At 75.2% G+C, this 17,924-nt stretch carries 17 protein-coding genes; 10 read left to right on the top strand and 7 right to left on the bottom strand.

Annotated elements, in window-relative coordinates; genetic code table 11:
• Positions 1-17: 17 nt before the first annotated feature.
• Together IW256_RS37370 and mshA are read right to left on the bottom strand one after the other, a co-directional pair.
• Positions 18-539, bottom strand: coding sequence for a type III secretion system chaperone family protein (locus tag IW256_RS37370; RefSeq protein WP_197015438.1), 522 nt, complete (start codon positions 537-539; stop codon positions 18-20).
• Positions 536-1,855 (bottom strand): D-inositol-3-phosphate glycosyltransferase, encoded by a 1,320-nt coding sequence (mshA, locus tag IW256_RS37365; RefSeq protein ID WP_197015437.1) that lies wholly within the window; start codon positions 1,853-1,855, stop codon positions 536-538. Before mshA ends, IW256_RS37370 begins: the two co-directional genes overlap by 4 nt.
• A 162-nt stretch (positions 1,856-2,017) precedes the next feature.
• On the opposite strand from mshA, the gene IW256_RS37360 reads away from it, so the two are divergent.
• Together IW256_RS37360 and IW256_RS37355 are read left to right on the top strand one after the other, a co-directional pair.
• A complete protein-coding gene (locus IW256_RS37360) occupies positions 2,018-2,776 on the top strand; it encodes an SDR family NAD(P)-dependent oxidoreductase (protein ID WP_197015436.1) in 759 nt (252 codons plus the stop codon).
• Positions 2,777-2,888: 112 nt separating this feature from the next.
• Entirely contained in the window at positions 2,889-5,699 is a 2,811-nt protein-coding gene (locus IW256_RS37355) for a PEP/pyruvate-binding domain-containing protein (protein WP_197015435.1), read from the top strand.
• Here the strand turns inward: IW256_RS37355 and IW256_RS37350 are convergent.
• Positions 5,647-6,483, bottom strand: coding sequence for a class I SAM-dependent methyltransferase (locus IW256_RS37350; protein ID WP_197015434.1), 837 nt, complete (start codon positions 6,481-6,483; stop codon positions 5,647-5,649). The two genes, IW256_RS37355 and IW256_RS37350, sit on opposite strands and share 53 nt — an antisense overlap.
• 142 nt (positions 6,484-6,625) lie before the next feature.
• On the opposite strand from IW256_RS37350, the gene IW256_RS37345 reads away from it, so the two are divergent.
• Both IW256_RS37345 and IW256_RS37340 read left to right on the top strand, forming a co-directional pair.
• Entirely contained in the window at positions 6,626-8,386 is a 1,761-nt protein-coding gene (locus IW256_RS37345) for an alkaline phosphatase D family protein (RefSeq protein ID WP_197015433.1), read from the top strand.
• Positions 8,387-8,477: 91 nt separating this feature from the next.
• Complete coding sequence (locus IW256_RS37340; RefSeq protein WP_197015432.1) at positions 8,478-10,106, top strand: AMP-binding protein; 1,629 nt, start codon at positions 8,478-8,480, stop codon at positions 10,104-10,106.
• Here IW256_RS37340 and IW256_RS37335 read toward each other — a convergent pair.
• Complete coding sequence (locus IW256_RS37335) at positions 10,064-10,258, bottom strand: hypothetical protein (RefSeq protein WP_197015431.1); 195 nt, start codon at positions 10,256-10,258, stop codon at positions 10,064-10,066. The genes IW256_RS37340 and IW256_RS37335 overlap by 43 nt on opposite strands.
• A gap of 16 nt (positions 10,259-10,274) precedes the next feature.
• Here IW256_RS37335 and IW256_RS37330 point away from each other — a divergent pair, with 16 nt between their 5' ends.
• Both IW256_RS37330 and IW256_RS37325 read left to right on the top strand, forming a co-directional pair.
• Positions 10,275-11,075, top strand: coding sequence for a TIGR03084 family metal-binding protein (locus IW256_RS37330; RefSeq protein WP_197015430.1), 801 nt, complete (start codon positions 10,275-10,277; stop codon positions 11,073-11,075).
• A gap of 65 nt (positions 11,076-11,140) precedes the next feature.
• On the top strand, positions 11,141-11,602 hold the full coding sequence (locus IW256_RS37325; RefSeq protein WP_197015429.1) for a universal stress protein: 462 nt from the start codon (positions 11,141-11,143) through the stop codon (positions 11,600-11,602).
• Between the two features lie 80 nt (positions 11,603-11,682).
• Here IW256_RS37325 and IW256_RS37320 read toward each other — a convergent pair whose 3' ends face one another.
• The gene (locus IW256_RS37320; protein ID WP_197015428.1) at positions 11,683-12,564 is read right to left on the bottom strand and encodes an alpha/beta fold hydrolase; all 882 of its coding nucleotides are present in this window, start codon (positions 12,562-12,564) and stop codon (positions 11,683-11,685) included.
• A gap of 84 nt (positions 12,565-12,648) precedes the next feature.
• On the opposite strand from IW256_RS37320, the gene IW256_RS37315 reads away from it, so the two are divergent.
• A complete protein-coding gene (locus IW256_RS37315) occupies positions 12,649-13,215 on the top strand; it encodes a CGNR zinc finger domain-containing protein (protein WP_197015427.1) in 567 nt (188 codons plus the stop codon).
• A 121-nt stretch (positions 13,216-13,336) separates the two neighbouring features.
• Here the strand turns inward: IW256_RS37315 and IW256_RS37310 are convergent, their stop codons facing one another.
• Together IW256_RS37310 and IW256_RS37305 are read right to left on the bottom strand one after the other, a co-directional pair.
• Positions 13,337-13,846, bottom strand: coding sequence for an O-acetyl-ADP-ribose deacetylase (locus IW256_RS37310; RefSeq protein WP_197015426.1), 510 nt, complete (start codon positions 13,844-13,846; stop codon positions 13,337-13,339).
• Between the two features lie 110 nt (positions 13,847-13,956).
• Complete coding sequence (locus IW256_RS37305) at positions 13,957-14,616, bottom strand: PepSY domain-containing protein (protein ID WP_197015425.1); 660 nt, start codon at positions 14,614-14,616, stop codon at positions 13,957-13,959.
• A gap of 120 nt (positions 14,617-14,736) precedes the next feature.
• Here IW256_RS37305 and IW256_RS37300 point away from each other — a divergent pair, with 120 nt between their 5' ends.
• From IW256_RS37300 to IW256_RS37290, 3 genes are all read left to right on the top strand, one after another.
• Entirely contained in the window at positions 14,737-15,441 is a 705-nt protein-coding gene (locus IW256_RS37300; RefSeq protein ID WP_197015424.1) for a response regulator transcription factor, read from the top strand.
• Positions 15,442-15,444: 3 nt separating this feature from the next.
• Positions 15,445-16,911 carry a sensor histidine kinase gene (locus IW256_RS37295; RefSeq protein WP_197015423.1) on the top strand — a complete coding sequence of 489 codons (1,467 nt, stop codon included), beginning with the start codon at positions 15,445-15,447 and terminating at the stop codon, positions 16,909-16,911.
• A 138-nt stretch (positions 16,912-17,049) separates the two neighbouring features.
• Complete coding sequence (locus IW256_RS37290; protein ID WP_197015422.1) at positions 17,050-17,886, top strand: NAD-dependent epimerase/dehydratase family protein; 837 nt, start codon at positions 17,050-17,052, stop codon at positions 17,884-17,886.
• Positions 17,887-17,924 lie beyond the last annotated feature (38 nt).

Raw genomic sequence — 17,924 nt, 5'->3', positions numbered from 1 at the left:
CGCGGGTGCCCCGCGGCTCAGCCGGAACCGGCCTCCGGACGGTTGGCCGGGTCGGCGAACGAGGCGAACGCCTGGAGGTTGGCCAGGCTCTCGCCGCGCTTGACCCGCCAGTCCCACTCGCGCTGGATGGAGGACTTGAAGCCGCGTTCCAGCGCCTTGTCGAAGTTCTCGTCGGAGTAGGTCAGCACGCAGCCCAGCAGCCGGTCGATCTCCTCCGGGCTGACCGCGGCCAGCGGCGCACGGCCGACCAGGTGGACGTCGCCGACCTCGTCGAGGGTGAAGGCCACCCCGTACATCCGGCCGTTGCGTTCCAGCAGGAAGCGGTAGAACTCGGCGTGGTTCTCGTCGGGGCGGCGGCAGAAGAACGCCTCGACGTGCAGGCTGTGGTCGCCCACGATCAGCCAGGTCATGGTGGCCAGCTTGTGCTGGCCGGGCAGCTTGACGAAGAACGCGCCGGGACGGGGCGTGTCGAACTCCAGCTCGGCCGCGCGCAGCGTCTCCTCGATCACCGCGGCGGGGTCGCGGTCGGGGCGGGTCATGCGGTCACCTCCGCGTGGGGGCGGGCCTGGGCGAGATGGGACAAGGCACCGGTATACACCTCAAGGAGGCGGTCCACGGTGGCGTCCCAGCCGAAACCGCGCGCGTGTCGCACGGCGTGCCGGGCGAGGCGGGCGTGCAGGGCGGGTTCGGCGCGCAGGCGGCGCAGCACGGCCGCGTAGTCCGCCGGGTCGTGGCCGCGGATCAGGACGCCGGACTCGCCGTCCCGGACGGCGGTGCGCAGCCCTCCGACGGCGGCGGCGACGACCGGGGTCCCGCACGCCTGCGACTCCACCGCGACCAGGCCGAACGACTCGCTGTGCGAGGGGACGACGGTGACGTCGGCGGCGCGGTACCAGTCGGCGAGCTCGGCCTGCGGGGCCGGCGGCTCGAACCGCACGACGCCGGTGAGGCCCAGTCCGGCGGCCAGCGCCTGCTGCTCCTCGGGGCGGCAGCGCGCGCTCCCGCTGGGGCCGCCGACCACCGCCACGACCAGCCGGTCGCGCAGCGCGGGGTCGTCGGCGAGCATCCGGGCGGCGGCGCGCAGCAGGACGTCGGGGGCCTTCAGCGGCTGGATGCGGCCCACGAAGAGCAGCACGTAGGCGTCGGGCGGCAGGCCGAGGCGCCGCCGCGCCGGGCCGGTGCGGTGCGGGTCCGGGCCGGCGCCCCGGGCGGGCAGGGCCGACTCGGGCTGGAAGAGGTCGAGGTCGACGCCGGGGTTGACGGTCGCGACGCGGGACGGGTCGGCGCCGTAGAGGTCGATGAGCTCGCGGGCCTCCTCGGCGGTGTTGGCCACGAGCTGGTCGGAGGAGGCGACGGCCCGTTCCTCGCCCAGCACCCGCGCCCGGGGCTCGGGGGTGTCGCCCTCGGCCAGGGCGGCGTTCTTGACCTTGGCCATGGTGTGCATGGAGTGCACCAGCGGGACGCCCCAGCGCCGCTTGGCGGCGTGACCGGCCTGGCCGGACAGCCAGTAGTGGGTGTGGATCAGGTCGTAGTGCCCGGGGTCGTAGGACGCCTCGGCGCGCAGGACGCCGGAGGTGAAGCCGCACATGTGGCGGAGCAGCTCGGTCTTCTCCAGCTCCTCGAACGGCCCGGAGACCACGTTCCGGACGAGCACGCCGGGCGCCAGTTCGGTGACCGGGGGCAGCGCCCGGGAGGTCGCGCGGGTGAAGATGTCCACCTCGACGCCGCGTGCGGCCAGCCGCCGGGCCACCTCGACCACGTAGACGTTCATGCCCCCGGCGTCGCCGGTCCCCGGCTGGTCGAGGGGGGACGTGTGGACGCTGATCGTCGCGACCCGGTTGATACGACGCGGCACCCGACACCACCTCCGGTAGTGGAACCTATCGACAGCGGTCGGTGTTCCCCCGCAATGGGGCCTTATGGGACTTTCATGGTATTTCGTTGGCTTTGAGGCCCCTGAGGCGGCGCGGCCGGGCCCGGGGTTCGCGCGGCGGGCGATGCCTGGAAGGCTTGGGCCATGCGTAAGACGGCCGTTATCACGGGAGCAAGCAGCGGGATCGGGGCGGCCACGGCCAGGCGCCTGGCCGCCGAGGGGTTCAACGTCGTCCTGGCCGCCCGGCGGCGGGACCGGCTCGACGCCCTCGCCAAGGAGATCCGCGAGGAGGTGCCGGGCGCCGGGCGGGTCGCCGCGGCCACCCTGGACGTGACCGACCAGGAGTCGGTGGACGCCCTGGCGGCGGCGCTGGGCGAGTGCCACGTCCTGGTCAACAACGCGGGCGGCGCCATCGGCCTGGACACCGTCGCCGACTCCGACCCGGCGGAGTGGCAGGCGATGTACGACAGCAACGTGATCGGGCTGCTGCGGGTGACCAAGGCGCTGCTGCCCAAGCTGATCGAGAGCGGCGCCGGCCATGTCGTGAACGTGACCTCGCTGGCGGCGCACGTCCCCTACGAGGGCGGCGCCGGGTACAACGCGGCCAAGCACGCGGCGTACGCGGTGAACGAGGTCATGCGGCTGGAGCTGGTGGCCCGGCCGGTGCGGATCACCGAGATCGCGCCGGGGATGGTGAAGACCGAGGAGTTCTCCCTGGTGCGCTTCCACGGGGACGCCGAGAAGGCCGAGAAGACCTACGAGGGCGTGCCCGAACCCCTGGTCGCCGAGGACGTGGCGGACTGCGTGGCCTGGGCCGTGACCCGCCCGCCGCACGTCAACATCGACCGGATCGACGTGCAGCCGCGCGTCCAGGCCGCCCCGTACAAGCTGCACCGCGAGTAGTCCGCGCCCCTCCCACCGCGGGAAAGCGCACGTCAGCTCTAGGATCACCGGCCCGTTCCCGGGGTATGCGACGAGAGGGAGCTCAGGGGATTTTCGGGGGACGGAGCGCGAGATGGCCCAGTTCTTCGTACTGTCGCTCGACGACGCGGGCGCCGAGCCCGCCGTGGTGGGCGCGAAGGGCGCGGCGCTGGCCCGGCTGGCGGCGGCCGGGCTGCCGGTGCCCTCGGGCTTCCATGTGACCACCGGCGCCTACCGGGAGTTCGTGGACCGCAACGGGCTGCGCGAGCCGATCCTGTCGGCCGCCGCCCGGGTCGATCCGGACCTGCCGATCTCGGCGGAGGCGGCGGCGCGGCGGATCGCCGGGCTGTTCGCCCGGCACGAGCCGCCGACCGAGGTCGCCGGGCCGGTGCGCTGGGCGTACGCGGGGCTGGGCGACCGCGACCACCTGGTGGCGGTGCGCTCGTCGGCGGTCGGCGGGGAGGTGCCGGACGCGGCGTTCGCGGACGGCCGGCTGACCGTGCTGGGCGTGCGGGGCGAGTCGGCGGTGCTGACGGCGATCCGGCGGTGCTGGGCCTCGCTGTGGAGCGCCCGGGCGATCGAGTACCGCGCCCGCGCCGGGCTCGACCACGGCGAGGCGGTGATCGGCGTGGTGGTGCAGACGCTGGTGCCCGCCGACGCCGCCGGGGTGATGTCCACGGCCGCGCCCGCGGCCGGGGAGCCCGCGGAGGGCGAAGCGTCCGGGGAGGCCGGCGGGCGCCTGGAGCGCGGCCGGATCCTGCTGAACGCGGTGTGGGGCCTGGGCGTGCCGGTGGCCTCGGGACGGGTCGCGCCCGACACCGTGATCGTGGAGAAGGGCACCGGAAGGATCGCGGGGCGGCGGATCGCGGACAAGGCGCTGATGACCATCCTGTCCGGCGGGCCGGGCGGCGGCACGCACGAGGAGCCGGTCCCGGAGCGGTGGCGGACCGAGCCCGTCCTCGGCCCGGACCAGGCGGCGCGGCTCGCCCGGCTCGGGGAGCGGATCGAGGCGCTGTTCGAACGGCCGATGGACGTCGACTGGGCCCTGTACGGGGGCGACCCGTACATCCTGCAGGCCCGGCCCCTCGTCCCGGCCGCCGGGGCGGGCGCGGGCACGGCCGCCGGGGCCGCGGCCACGGAGGTGTGGAACGACAGCCTCGGCGGCGACCACCTGTGGTCCTGCGGCGGGCTGGGCGAGGCCGTCCAGGACGTGATGACGCCCTGCACCTGGTCGCTCGTCCAGACGTTCGTGCGCTCGTCCTCCGTGATCTCCGCGCTGCGGGACCACCCCGCGTACGGCAACATCGGTGGCCGCCTCTACACGAACCTGAGCGTGGCCGACGCCCTGACCGCCACGCTCGGCCGGGCCGACCCCGAGTCCCGGATCGGGCTGCTGGAGCAGGTCTTCGGCCGCCTGCCCCCGGGCGTGGAGGTCCCGCCCGCCAGGGTGTCGCGGGTCGCGGTCGCGGGGCGGCTGCTGCCCGCGGAGGCGCGGGCCAGGCGGCGGGCCAGGGCCGCCCGGAAACGGCTGCCCGACTTCCTGGAGTCCTCGCCCGGACGGTGCGAGGCGCTGCTCGGCCGGATCCGGGAGGAGACCGACCCCGTACGGCTGGCGGGCCTGTGGCGCGGAGCGCTGCTGCCGTTCTTCACCGAGGCGTGCCATCTGCTGGAGGCCGCCGGACGCGAGCGCGCCGCCGCCTGGACGGCGGTACGCCGCCACCTGCGTCCCCTGGTCGACGACGCCGACGCCGACGCGATGCTCACCGGGCTGGCGAAGCCGGGCGGGGCGCCCCCGGCCGGGCTGGGGCCGGTGACCGGGCTGGCCCACCTCGTCCGCGGCGATCTCGACGAGGCGGCCTACCTGCGGCAGTGGGGGCATCGCGGCCCGCACGAGTTCGAGATCTCGGCGCCGCGGCCGGCCGAGGACCCGGCCTGGCTCCAGGAACAGGTCTCGGCCACCCTCGCCCTGTCCGGCCGCGACCTCGACCGCGCCCCCGGCCACCGGCACGAGCGCGAGGGACGTCAGGGACACCGCCACGGCGGCGACGGAGGCGCGCCGGACGCGGTCGAGATCGCCCCGGACGCCCTGGAGCTGATGCGGCGGCAGCGGGAGGCGAGCCGGGCGGCCTGGCGGCGGTTCCGCGCAAGCCACCCGCAGAAGGTCGCGGTGACGCGGCGCCGCGTCGGGCGGTGGGCCCAGGCGGCCCATGACCGGGACGCGGCCTGGTCGGAGGTCATGCGGGCCTACCGGGTGCTGCGCGCGTTCGTCCTGCGGGCCGGGGAGCTGACCGGCCGCGGCGCCGACCTGTTCTTCCTGACCGCCGACGAGATCCTGGACGTGCTGGAGGGGGACGGCCGGCCGCTGGAGGAGGTGCCGGTGCGGCGGCGCACCTACGACCGGTACCGCGCGCTGGCGCCGTACCCCGTCCTGATCCGCGGCCGGTTCGACCCGGACGGGTGGGCCGCGCGCCGGGGGCACCGCACCGACTTCTACGACGCGGCCGAGCCCCTGGCCCCCCTCCCGCCCGTGCCCGCCGACGCGGCCCTCAGCGGCCGGCCGGGGGCCGCCGGGGTCGCGGAGGGGACGGTGCGGGTCCTGGAGGCGCCGGAGCGGGGCGCCGAACTGCGGCCGGGCGAGGTGCTGGTCACCGGCGCGGCCGACGTCGGCTGGACCCTGCTGTTCCCGCGCGCCGCCGCGGTCGTGACCGATGTGGGCGCGCACTTCTCGCACGGCGCGTTCGTGGCCCGCGAGCTGGGCGTCCCGGCGGTCCTGGGGTGCGGGAACGCCACCACGCGGCTGCGCACCGGGGACCGGGTCCGGGTGGACGGCGCGCGCGGCACCGTGGAGATCCTCAGCGGCGCGCCGGCGGGGACGCGGGAGCCACAGCTGACCAGGGAAGGGTGACCTCGCCCAGGCGCCATCGCGCCCGCCCGCCGTACGGGGGCCGCACCATCACCGGGTGGATCCGGGCCAGCAGGGAGACCGCCTCGATCCAGCGCGCCCGCGGCCCGAACACCGACTGGGGCGCCGCCACCGCCCAGCACCGGTCGAAGTCGGCCAGCACCGCGTGCACCCGCTCGCCGGGGACGTTGCGGTGGATCAGCGTCTTGGGCAGCCGTTCGGCCAGGTCGGACGGGCGTTCCAGGGTCGCGAGGCGGGCGGCGAAGGTGATCGTCGCCGGCTCGGGCACCGAGGCCGGCAGCGTCACCCACACGGCGCGGCGGCCGATCTCGTCGCAGGTGCCCTCCACCAGGACGCCGCCGGGGGCGAGCCGCCCGGCCAGCTCGTCCCAGGCCCGCCAGGCCGCCTCCTCCTCGTACTGCCGGAGCACGTTGAACGCCCGGACCAGCACCGGCGGGCGGTCCACCGGCAGCTCGAAGCCGCCGCGCCGGAACGACAGGCCCGGGTACGCGCCGCCCGCCGTCACGGCCCGGCCCGCCGCGACCCGTTCGGGCTCGATCTCGATGCCGACGACCTCCAGGGCCGGGGACACCCGCCGCAGCCGCGTGTAGAACTCGACCGTGGTCACCGGGGACGCCCCGTACCCCAGGTCCACGGCCAGCGGGCGTGCGCCCGCGCGCAGCGGCCCGGCCTGGGTGGCGGCGATCCACCGGTCCACGCGGCGCAGCCGGTTGGGCGCGGTGGTGCCCCGCGTCACCTCCCCCTGGGGTTTCTGCGTCCGGACCACGTCCCGATTGTCCCGCGCCGGCGCCGCGGTTGCCGCTTCCGGTCAGCGCCGGGTCCCGGACACCCGTTGATAACCGCGTGATCGTCCGTCACCGTCAGGGTTGCCCCAGTGGGCTCCCCCGCTCCCGGCTCCGGAGGTCAGCGTGTCCGAGGTGTCCCGCCGCAGGTTCCTGGGTCTGTCGTTCGCCGCCGCGGTGACCTGGTCGGTCGGCGAGGCGGTGCCCGCCTCGGCCGGGTCGCCGGCCGAGGTCGCGCGGCTGTTCGAGGTGCGCGGCACCCGCCTGGCGCCGGAGGTGTTCCCGCAGAGCGTGGCCTCCGGCGACCCGTCGCCCGACGGCGTGGTCCTGTGGACGAGGGTCGCCCCGGACGCGGCCGGCGCCGTCCCCGGGGGCCGCGTCGCCTACGAGATCGCGGCCGACGAGGGCTTCCAGGTCCCGCTGGTCCGGGGTGTGACCACCGCCGAGGCCGAGCGCGACCACACGGTGAAGGTACGGGTCACGGCGCAGGCGCTGCGGCCCTGGCAGACGTACTACTACCGGTTCGTGGTCGGGGGCACGGCCAGCCGCACGGGCCGCTTCCGCACGCTGCCCGCGCCCGGCGCCTCCCCGGCCGGGCTCCGCTTCGGCTACGTCTCCTGCCAGGACTACACCAACGGCTACTACACGGCCCTGCGGCACCTGGCCCGGGAGGACGTCGACTTCATCGTCCACCTCGGCGACTACATCTACGAGACGACGGCGGACTCCTCGTTCCAGGGCGCCCAGGTCCGGGAGATCACGCTGCCGAGCGGGCGGACCCGTGCCGAGACCCTGGACGACTACCGCGCGCTCTACAAGATCTACCGTTCGGACCCGGACCTGCAGCGGCTGCACGAGCGCTTCACGATGATCCAGACCTGGGACGACCACGAGTTCGCCAACGACGGCTACGGCGCCTACGACACCGATTCCGACGACGAGGCCGCCAACTACGCGCCGGACCGCAAGCTGGCCTCGGTGCGGGCCTGGTCGGAGTACGCGACGGCGGGCGCCCGCTTCGACCCGTCCGGCGGCCCGACCGGAGCCCTCACGATCTACCGGACGCTGCGCTTCGGCGGGCTGATGGACCTGGTGCTGACCGACGAGCGCACGTACCGCAGCAGGCCGCCGTGCGGCCTGGGGATGCTGCGGCTGTACGCGACCCCCGGTTGCCCGGAACGCCTGAACCCGGACCGCACGATGCTGGGCGCCGAGCAGCGCGACTGGTTCACCGAGCAGATCACCTCGTCCACCGCGACCTGGAAGGTGTGGGCGAACGAGGTGATGTGCATGCAGCTCAAGCTGCTCGACGTCTACCTGAGGCGGCTGTTCCCGTCGCTGCCCACGCTGCCGTTGCCGACGCAGCCGGACGGGCGGTTCTCGGTGTTCCTCACCCTCGACCAGTGGGACGGCTTCCCGGTGGAGCGGGCCCGGCTGCTGACGGCGTTCCGGAACGTCGACAACCTCGTCACGATCACCGGTGACCTGCACACGTTCGGCGCCGGTTACCTGCGGCCCGACTTCGACGACCCGTCCCAGGCGCCGGTCGGGGTCGGCCTGCTGGGCGGGTCGGTGACCTCGTCCAACTTCGTGGAGATGGCCACGCTGGGCCAGGGCGGCCTGCTCGTGCCGCCGGAGACGGACCTGACCTGGGCGCTGCGCGGCAGCAACCCCCACCTGGAGTACTTCAACTCGGCGGCGCACGGGTACGTGGTCATGGACGTCACCCCGTCCGGGATCACGGCGACGATGAAGGCCGTCCGGTCGATCCGCACGGACGAGACGCCCGAGCTCCTCACGCTCCGCACGTTCCGCGTGGAGGAGGGCCGCCCCCGCCTGACCACCCTCGACCGGGGCACCCGCGAGCTGGGCAACGCCGCCCGCTGACCCGGCACGCCCGGATCCGGGCCCCGCTGAACGAGATTCGGTAAGCGATCCTTTACGGTGATCTCCAGCGTGTCCCACCGGGAGGAGAGCGATGCCCCAGCTGGACCTGGCGACCCTGCACGAGGCCATCGCGGCGGCCGTGCCCGACCGCGAGTGCCTGGTCTGGCGCGACCGGCGGATGACCTGGCGCGAGGTCACCGAGCGGACCCGCCGGCTGGCGCACGTCCTGCGCTCCCACGGGCTCGGCGTGCGCCCGGAGGGCCGGGACCCCGCCCGGCCGTGGGAGTCGCCGCACGACCATCTGGCGCTCTACCTGCACAACGGGCCCGAATACCTGGAAGGGCTGCTCGGCGCGCACAAGGCCCGGGTGGCGCCGTTCAACGTCAACTACCGGTACGTGGACGGCGAGCTGCGCGACCTCCTCCGCAACGCGCGGCCCCGCGCCGTCCTCTTCCACGCGCGCTTCGCCGACGTGATCGCCCGGGTCGCCGGGAAGCTGCCCGAGCCGCCGCTGCTGCTCCAGGTGGCCGACGACTCCGGCGAAGCCCTCGCCCCCGGCGCGCTGGACTACGAGTCCGCGCTGGCCGCCGCGTCCCCCGAACCGCTCGACGGCGTCCACCCGTCCCCCGACGACCTGCACATCCTCTACACGGGCGGTACCACGGGCCTGCCCAAGGGGGTGCTGTGGCGGATCGGCGACCTGATCGACGGCCCGCTGGGGCTGCGCGGCCCGGACGGCGCGCCGGTCACCGACCTGGCGGCGGCGGCCGGGCGCGCGTCCACCTACGATGGCCGGGTGCTGGTCGGCCCGCCGCTCATGCACGGCGCGGGCACCTGGTCGGCGCTGGGCGCCTGGTGCGCCGGCGGCTGCGTGGTGTTCCCCGACCGGGTGGACGGGCTGGACGCCGACGACCTGCTCGCCACCGCCGCCCGCGAACGGGTCACCCGGATCCCGCTGGTCGGCGACGCGTTCGCCCGGCCGCTCGCGGACGCGCTGGAACGCGGCGACCACGACCTGAGCGCCCTGCGCACCATGATCAACTCGGCGGCGGCCGTCGACCCCGGCGTGGCCCGGCGGCTGCTGGCCCGGATCCCGGGCGCCCGGATCGTCGACGTGCTCGGCTCCTCGGAGGCGGGCTTCCAGGTCACCCGCCGCGGCACCGGCTCGCGCCCGTTCACGCCCGCCCCCGGCGCGGCCGTCCTCAGCGCCGACCGCACCCGGCGGCTGGAGCCCGGCGAGGACGAGCCGGGCTGGCTGGCCAAGGGCGGCGCGATCCCGCTCGGCTACCTGGGCGACCCCGAGCGCACCGCGGCCACGTTCCTCACCGTGGACGGCCGGCGGATGGTGGTCGCCGGGGACCGCGCCCGGCTGCTGCCCGACGGCACGGTGGAGGTCCTCGGCCGGAACTCGACCGTGATCAACACCGGCGGCGAGAAGGTGTTCGCCGAGGAGGTCGAGGGGGTCCTGCGCGGCCTGCCCGGAGTGATCGACGCGCTGGTCGTCGGCCGTCCCAGCGAGCGCTGGGGAAGCGAGATCGTCGCCGTCCTGCGTCCCGCCGGGGCGCCCGCCGACGCCGACCTGCGGGACGCCTGCGCCGCCCGGCTGGCCCGCTACAAGATCCCCAAGGCGTTCGTGCGCACCGACGACCCGCTGCGCCTGCCCAACGGCAAGGCCGACTACGCCGCCGCCCGCGCCCTGGCCGACCCCTCGTCCGGCTGAGCGACGGCCCGCCGGGCGGCGGCCCGCCGGGCGGCGGCCCGCCGGGCGGCGGCGACCGGCCGTACCGCCACGGCGACCGGCCGTACCGCCGCACCGGCCGGCGCCGAACCGGCCGGAGCCGAACCGCCGCACTGGCCACGAGCACCGATCACAGGAGATCCTTGCCGGATGCCCGACCTCGACTCCCTGCTCGCCGACCTGGCGGCCGAAGGCGACTCCCTGGACGTCCTCGTGGCGGCGTGCCCGGACTGGGCCGCGCCCACCCCCGCCGAGGGCTGGACGATCGCGCACCAGATCGCCCACCTCGCCTGGACGGACGGCCACGCCACCGTCGCCGCCACCGATCCCGCCGCGTTCGAGAAGGTCCTCGCGGAGGCCCTCGCCGGCGGCCACGGGTTCGTGGACGAGGGCGCCGCCGCCGGTGCCGCCGAGCCGCGCGACGCGCTCCTCGCCCGCTGGCGGGACGGCCGCCGCGCGATGATCGGCGCGCTGGCCGGGGTGCCCGCGGGGACGCGCCTCCCCTGGTTCGGGCCGCCCATGAGCGCGGCGTCCATGGCGACCGCGCGGATCATGGAGACCTGGGCGCACGGCCAGGACGTGGCCGACGCCCTGGGCGCCGTACGGGAGCCGTCCGCGCGCCTCCGCCACGTCGCGCACATCGGCGTGCGCACCCGCGACTTCGCCTTCCGCAACCACGGCCTGGAGCCCCCGGCCGCCGCGTTCCGGGTGCGCCTGACCGGCCCCGGCGGCGAGGAGTGGACCTGGGGCCCCGAGGACGCCGGGCAGTCGGTGTCCGGGCCGGCGCTGGACTTCTGCCTGCTGGTGACCCGGCGCCGCCACCGCGCCGACCTCGCGGTCACCGCCACCGGGCCGGACGCCGCACGCTGGCTGGACCTGGCCCAGGCGTTCGCCGGCCCGCCGGGACGGGGACGCGCGCCGGGCATGGGACGCGCGCCGGGCGCCCCCTGAGCGGGGTTGACCACAGTTTGGCCCCGCCCGTGTTCCTTCCGGGCGCGTTCGGACATGTCAGGGGCATGACCATCCTCATCGCCTTCGACGGGTCCGACGACGCCCGCGCCGCCATCGCCTACGCCGGAGGTCACCTCAAGCCGGAACCGGCCGTCGTCGTCACCGTGTGGGAGCCCCTCCTGACCGAGCTGGCGTGGGCGCCCCTGGGCGCCGCCGGGGCCGTCCCCGTCCAGAGCGAGGCCGAGCAGTGGGAGGAGGAACGCCAGGCCGAACGGGTCGCCGCCGCGGGCGCCGCCCTCGCCGCCGAGGCCGGGCTGCCGGACTCGACCCCGCGGGCCGAACGCGGCGCCGGCCCCATCTGGGGCACGATCGTGGACCTCGCCACCGAACTGGACGCCTCGCTCATCGTGACCGGATCGCGCGGGCTCTCGGCGGCCAAGTCCGTCCTGCTGGGGAGCGTGTCCACCCAGGTGCTGCGGCACGCGCGCCGCCCCACCCTCATCGTCCCGCCCCCGCCGTCCTCCTAGGGCGGATCAGGGGTGGACCGTCCGCTCGAAGGCCGCGGCCAGGCCGGCCGGCCTGGCCTACCCGGTGGCGGGCGAACCGCTCACCGCGCGTCCTGGACGCGGTCGAGGAAGCCGGCGATGAGCGGTGCGATCTGCGGCAGGTGGGTCTCGAGGGCGAAGTGGCCGGTCTCGAACAGATGGAGTTCGGCGTCCGGGACGTCGCGCAGGTAGGCGCGGGCGCCGGGCTCGGGGAAGAACGGGTCGCCGACGCCCCAGGTGATGAGGGTGGGCGGGGTGTGCTCACGCAGCCATGACTGCCAGCGACCGTAGCGCTCAAGGTTGGAGTGGTAATCGAAGGCCAGCGCCACCTGGGCCCGCTTGCGGCCGGGCAGGTCGAGGAAGTGCTGGTCGAGCGTCCAGCCGTCCGGGGCGAGCAGGGAAGGATCCGCGACGCCGGCCTCGTACTGGCCGCGGGTCCCCTCCAGGGTGAGCAGCCCTCGCACGGTCTCCTCCGCGCCGGGGGTCTCCGGGCGCAGCGCGATGAAGTCACGGGCCCCGTCCGAGAGGCCCTCGGTGTAGGCGTTGCCGTTCTGGACGATCAGGCCCGCGATCCACTCGGGGTGCCGTTCGGCGAGGCGGAAACCGACCGGCGCGCCGAAGTCGAACATGTACACCACGAACCGTGTCAGGCCGAGTCCCTGCACGAAGCCCTCGATGATGTCGGCGAGCCGGTCGAACGAGTAGGTGAAGCCGCCGGGGGCCTGGGTGTGGCCGAAGCCGGGGTAGTCGGGGGCGATCAGCCGGTAGCGGGTGCCGAGCACGTCGATGAGCCGGCGGAACTGGTGCGAGGCCGACGGGAAGCCGTGCAACAGCAACGACACCGGTGCGTCCTCCCGCTCCGGCAGTGATTCACGGTAGAAGACGCGCACCCCTTCGACCTCCAGGTGGCGGTGGGCGGTGCGGGCGATGCCGGAAGCAGTCATCTCTAATACCTCGGTTCGGATCTGAGGCATCAGGTTTAGCCGGGATATGGCTAATGTGTCAACATGCGCATGTACCATTAGGCTATGGGCGACATCATCCCCCTGGTCGGGGAGCACCTGGCGCTTGACCTCGTCAACACCCGTCCCGCCGACGGCGACCTCCTGGCCACCCCGGACGACCTGCTCGCCTGGCTGGAACTCCAGGCCGGCCGGTTCTCCCAGGCGCGGGACCTCGCCGCGGCCGGACCGACGGCCGCCGGCCTGGCCGCCGTGCGCGACCTTCGCGACCACACCGCCCAGGTCCTCGACCACGTTCGCCGTGGCGAGGAACCTCCGGCGGGCGCCCTGGACGCCCTCAACCGCGCCCAGCGCGCCGCGCCCCCCATCAGCGAACTCACCTGGGACGGCAGGGCGGTGACCATGACCCGCCGCCGCACGGGTCCACCCGCGGCGCGGCCGGCCGCGTGGCTGGCCGAGGCGGCGGCCGACCTGCTGGCCGACCCGGCGGTGGTCAAGGTCCGCCAGTGCGAGGCCCACGACTGCGTGATGCTGTTCCTGCCCGCCCATCCACGCCGCCGCTGGTGCTCGGCCACCCGCTGCGGTAACCGTGTCCGCGTCGCCCGCCACTACCAACGTCACAAGCCGGTCTGAGCCAGCCCCTCAGGCGGATCCACCCCACCGGAACTCCCGCCGGGAAGAAACCGGGCACCCGGCGGCTCGCGGCTCGGTCGAGCGATTCCCGCCGGACGGCGCCGCGCCGTACCTCGACGTTCTAAAGGCGGATCACCTGCTCGAACGCGGCGTACGCGTCCGGGGTGAACAGCACGAACCGGGCGTCGCCCACCTTCGAGGGGGTCGACCGCACCGTCCCCACCGCGATCCGGGCCGCGTCCTCGACCGGCCACCCGTAGATCCCGGCCGACACGGCGGGGAACGCGATCGACTCGATGCCCAGCTCGTCGGCGACGCGCAGGGACTCGCGGTAGCAGGAGGCCAGCTGGTCCGAACGGTCCTCGGAGGCCGAGTAGACCGGGCCGACGGTGTGGATGACCCACCGCGCGGGCAGCCGTCCCGCCGTGGTCGCCACCGCCTGCCCGGTCGGCAGCCCGCCCCCGTAATGGGAGGCGCGCAGCCTGCGGCACTCGTCCAGGATCTCGGGGCCGCCCCTGCGGTGGATGGCGCCGTCCACCCCACCGCCGCCCAGCAGCGAGGAGTTGGCCGCGTTCACCACCGCGTCCACCGGCTGCTCGGTGATGTCGCCCTGGACCAGGCTGATCCGCATACTCCGCGTCCTCCCCAATGCCGCACCCGCACGCGCTCTCCCACGCACAATGCAGGAGCCTGCTCGGCCGACGCGATCCGTAAACGCGGCCGGCGCACGTTGGCGGGGCGTCAGTCGTCGTCGCGGTCGTCGTCGGCGGTGTTGGAGGTGACCTTGCCGGTGGCGGCGTCCACGCGCAGTTCGCGCTCCCGGCCGTCCGCTCCGGTCACATCGACCTGCCAGAAGCGGCCGTCCTCGAACTCGATCGAGGTGACGGTGCCCGCGGCCGACCCCAGCGCGGTCCGGGCCGCCTGGTCCGCGGTCACCTTCGCCGCCTGGAGCCCCTTGGCCTCGGCGGCCCGCTCGTTCCGGTCGTCGGCGTCGTCGTCCCGGTCGCCGTCCCGGTCGTCGGCGTCACGATCGTCGCCCTGGTCGTCGTCACCGTCGTCGTCGCGGTCCTGGACGGCCTGGCGGTCGGCGGTCACCTTGCCGGTGGACGCGTCCACCAGGACGCCGCGCCAGGCGCCGCCCTCGGCCAGGACGTCCGCCTCCCAGACGAGCCGGTCGGCGTCGTCGTCCAGCTCCAGGGACTCGATCCGGCCCGGGACCGCCTGGAGCGCCGCGGCGGCGGCCCGGTCCGCCGTGATCTTGACGTCGGCGAGCCGGGCCGCGGCCGCCCGGCCGTCGCGCCGCTCGCCGCCGCCGTCGCCCTCCTGGGCGGCGTAGGCGGTGGCCGCGCCGCCCGCGGCCAGCACCGCGCCGGCGGCGACCGTCAGCAGGATCCTCTTCATGGTCCCTCCCGTCGTCTCGTCCGGAGATCTCCCGGACGACCGCCACACTGCCGCGCCATCCTGAGGCCACCCTGAAGCCACCTGAAGAAGTCTTCAGGTGCGGTTTGGCACCCTGAAGTCATGCGCCTACTGATCGTCGAGGACGAGAGACGCCTGGCCGCCTCGCTGGCCGGCGGGCTCGCCGCCGAGGGCTTCGCGGTGGAGGTGGTCCACGACGGCCGCGAGGGCCTGCGCCGGGCGCTGGACCGCGAGTACGACCTGATCATCCTGGACATCATGCTCCCCGGGATGAACGGCTACCGGGTCTGCGCAGAGCTGCGCGCCACCGGCGACCACACCCCGATCCTGATGCTCACCGCCAAGGACGGCGAGTACGACGAGGCCGAGGGCCTGGACACGGGCGCGGACGACTACCTCACCAAACCGTTCTCCTACGTGGTGCTGCTCGCCCGCGTCCGGGCGCTGCTGCGCCGGCACGCGCGGGGCGGCGGCGGGGCTCCCGCCATCGTGCTGGGCGACCTCACCGTCGACCCCGCGTCCAAGCGGGCGCGGCGCGGGGACGTCGAGGTGGAGCTGACCGCCAAGGAGTTCGCCGTGCTGGAGCATCTGGCGATCAACGCGGGGCAGGTGGTGTCCAAGGCGCAGATCATGGAGAACGTCTGGGACTTCGCCTACGACGGCGACCCCAACATCGTCGAGGTCTACGTGAGCGCGCTGCGCCGCAAGCTCGACGCGCCGTTCGGGCGCCGGTCCATCGTCACGGTCCGCGGCGCGGGGTACCGGCTGGCCACCGACGGCGGCGCCGCCGCGGGCGGGCGGGGCTGAGCCGTGCTGCGTTCCGTACGGGCCCGGACGACGCTGGGGGCCACCGCCGTGGTGGCGGGCGCGCTCATCGTCGCGGGCCTGGCCGTGGTGCTGCTGCTGCGCGCCGACCTGGCCGGGCGGGCCGACCTCCAGTCCGAGGTCGCCGCCCGCGAGGTCGCCTCGCAGCTGGCGACCGGGGTCACCGGCGACAGGCTCGACCTGCCCGACCCCGAGGACCACCCGGTCCTGGTGGTCGACGCGTCCGGGCGGGTCCGGGCCGCCGACAAGGACCTGCGCGACGTGGGCGGCGTCCCGGTCCGGCCGTCCGCGCGGATCCCGCCGGGCGGCGACGACCACGGGGACGACGATGACGACGACTCCCGCCCGGGACGCGGCCAGGTCTCCCCGGACGTGGACTTCTCGACGGCCACCGCGACCGTGGACGGCCGTACGGCCGAGTTCCGCTTCGCGTCGGTGCGCGTCTCCACCCCGGCCGGGGAGACCCTGACCGTACGGGCCGGCGCGAGCCTGGCCACCACCCGGGAGGCCGTCGGCACCGTCGCCCGGGCGATGCTCGTCGGGCTGCCCGTCCTGCTGGCCGTGGTGGCCGGGGTCACCTGGCTGGTCACGCGGCGGGCGCTGGGGCCGGTGGAGGCCATCCGCGCCCAGATGGCCGCGATCACCGCGTCCGGCGACCTGACCCGGCGGGTGCCCGAACCGGGCTCGCGGGACGAGGTGGCGGACCTGGCGGTCACGACGAACGCCACGCTGGCCGCGCTGGAGGAGTCGGTGGGGCGGCAGCGCGGGTTCGTCGCCGACGCCTCGCACGAGCTGCGCAGCCCCATCGCCTCGCTCCGCACCCAGCTGGAGGTGGCCCTGGCCCATCCGGAGCTGCTGGACCTGGAGGGCGTGGTCGAGGACGTCGTACGGCTCCAGCATCTCGCCGCGGACCTGCTGCTGCTGGCGCGCCTGGACGCCGGGGACCGGCCCGCCCCGTCCGAGGCCCGGCCGGTCGACCTGGCCGAGCTCGTCGAGGAGGAGGTGGCACGGCGGTCGGCGGGCCCGGCCGGCGCGGCGGCGGGACGGCCCGTCCCAGTGGTCGAAGCGGTCATCGAGGCGGCGCCGCGCGTCGCGGGTCCCCGCGGGCGGGTCGCCCGCGTCCTGGGCAACCTCCTGGACAACGCCCGGCGCCACGCCGAAGGTGTCGTTCGCGTCACACTCCGCGAGGAGGACGGGACGGCGGTCCTCGGCGTCGCCGACGACGGACCGGGCGTGCCGCCCGGCGACCGCGAGCGGATCTTCGAGCGGTTCGTCCGGCTGGACGACGCGCGCAGCCGCGACGAGGGCGGCGCGGGGCTGGGTCTGGCCATCGCACGTGACCTGGTGAGGGCACAAAGCGGTACGCTCACGGTGGGTGGGGCGCCCGGAGGGGGAGCGCTTTTCGAGGTACGGCTGCCCGTTTCCGGGGGTTCCGATTCCCGGAAGGGCTGAAATCGATCACCGTCTGTGGTCCTCTGGAACCCACCGGTAGGTGACGATTCGCTGGTCCAGGTATGACCTGGGCGGGGAGTCTGCCTAAGCTGCCGTCGGGACGACCACAATGGTGCGTAAATCGTGGAGGTACCCCCCTTGAAGATTCTCCTCGCCGGCGCGACCGGCGTCGTGGGCCGCCGGCTGGTCCCGTTGCTCGTCCAGGCGGGCCACGAGGTCACCGGCACCACCCGTCGCGCCGAGCGCGCCCGGTCCCTCGCCGGCCAGAAGGCCAAGCCCCTCGTCGTGGACATGCTCGACGCCGAGGCCGTGCGCGCGGCGGTCGCCGCCGAGCGCCCGGACGCCATCATCCATCAGCTGACCGACCTCACCGACGAGAACTTCGACGCCAACTCGCGGCTGCGCGTCACGGGCACCCGGAACCTCGTGGCGGCCGCCCGGGAGAGCGGCGTCGAGGTGATGATCGCGCAGAGCGTCGCCTGGCTGTACGTGCCGGGTGAGCGGCCCGCGGTCGAGACCGACCCGCTCGACCCCGCGCTTCCGCCGTACCGGGGCGTGGCCGCGCTCGAAGAGGCCGTGGCGACGATGCCGCGCGGCGTCGTCCTGCGGTACGGGGCGCTGTACGGGCCGGGCACCTGGTACGCCCCGGACGGCGCGATCGCCGAGCGCGTACGGGCGGGCGTGCTGCGCCAGGCGCCGAGCTGGACGTCCTTCGTGCACGCCGACGACGCCGCCGCCGCGGCGGTCGCGGCTCTGGAGTGGCCCGCGGGCCCGGTCAACGTGGTGGACGACGAGCCCGCGACGACGGCCGACTGGCTGCCGGTCTACAGCGCGGCGCTGGGCGCGCCCACGCCCGCCACGGCCGGGCGGCACGCCGCCGCGACCGGCCGCCCGGTGTCCAACGCCAGGGCGCTCGACCTCGGCTGGAAGCCGCGGATCCCGTCCTGGCGCATCGGTTTCGGTGACATGAGCTGACCGCCGTCCCCGCCCCCGTCCTGGCCGATGTATGGGAG

This window comes from Actinomadura viridis, assembly GCF_015751755.1.
Classification (GTDB): Bacteria; Actinomycetota; Actinomycetes; order Streptosporangiales; family Streptosporangiaceae; genus Spirillospora; species Spirillospora viridis.
The sequence above is the reverse complement of the archived record's forward strand: the minus strand, read 5'-3'. Positions and strand labels throughout refer to the sequence as shown.

Bases quoted from the DNA above. Each gene is read 5' to 3' on its own strand.
- IW256_RS37370 (WP_197015438.1), bottom strand. From the start codon at position 539: ATGACCCGCCCCGACCGCGACCCCGCCGCGGTGATCGAGGAGACGCTG.
- IW256_RS37360 (WP_197015436.1), top strand. From the start codon at position 2,018: ATGCGTAAGACGGCCGTTATCACGGGAGCAAGCAGCGGGATCGGGGCG.
- IW256_RS37355 (WP_197015435.1), top strand. From the start codon at position 2,889: ATGGCCCAGTTCTTCGTACTGTCGCTCGACGACGCGGGCGCCGAGCCC.
- IW256_RS37340 (WP_197015432.1), top strand. From the start codon at position 8,478: ATGCCCCAGCTGGACCTGGCGACCCTGCACGAGGCCATCGCGGCGGCC.
- IW256_RS37330 (WP_197015430.1), top strand. From the start codon at position 10,275: ATGCCCGACCTCGACTCCCTGCTCGCCGACCTGGCGGCCGAAGGCGAC.
- IW256_RS37325 (WP_197015429.1), top strand. From the start codon at position 11,141: ATGACCATCCTCATCGCCTTCGACGGGTCCGACGACGCCCGCGCCGCC.
- IW256_RS37320 (WP_197015428.1), bottom strand. From the start codon at position 12,564: ATGACTGCTTCCGGCATCGCCCGCACCGCCCACCGCCACCTGGAGGTC.
- IW256_RS37315 (WP_197015427.1), top strand. From the start codon at position 12,649: ATGGGCGACATCATCCCCCTGGTCGGGGAGCACCTGGCGCTTGACCTC.
- IW256_RS37310 (WP_197015426.1), bottom strand. From the start codon at position 13,846: ATGCGGATCAGCCTGGTCCAGGGCGACATCACCGAGCAGCCGGTGGAC.
- IW256_RS37305 (WP_197015425.1), bottom strand. From the start codon at position 14,616: ATGAAGAGGATCCTGCTGACGGTCGCCGCCGGCGCGGTGCTGGCCGCG.
- IW256_RS37300 (WP_197015424.1), top strand. From the start codon at position 14,737: ATGCGCCTACTGATCGTCGAGGACGAGAGACGCCTGGCCGCCTCGCTG.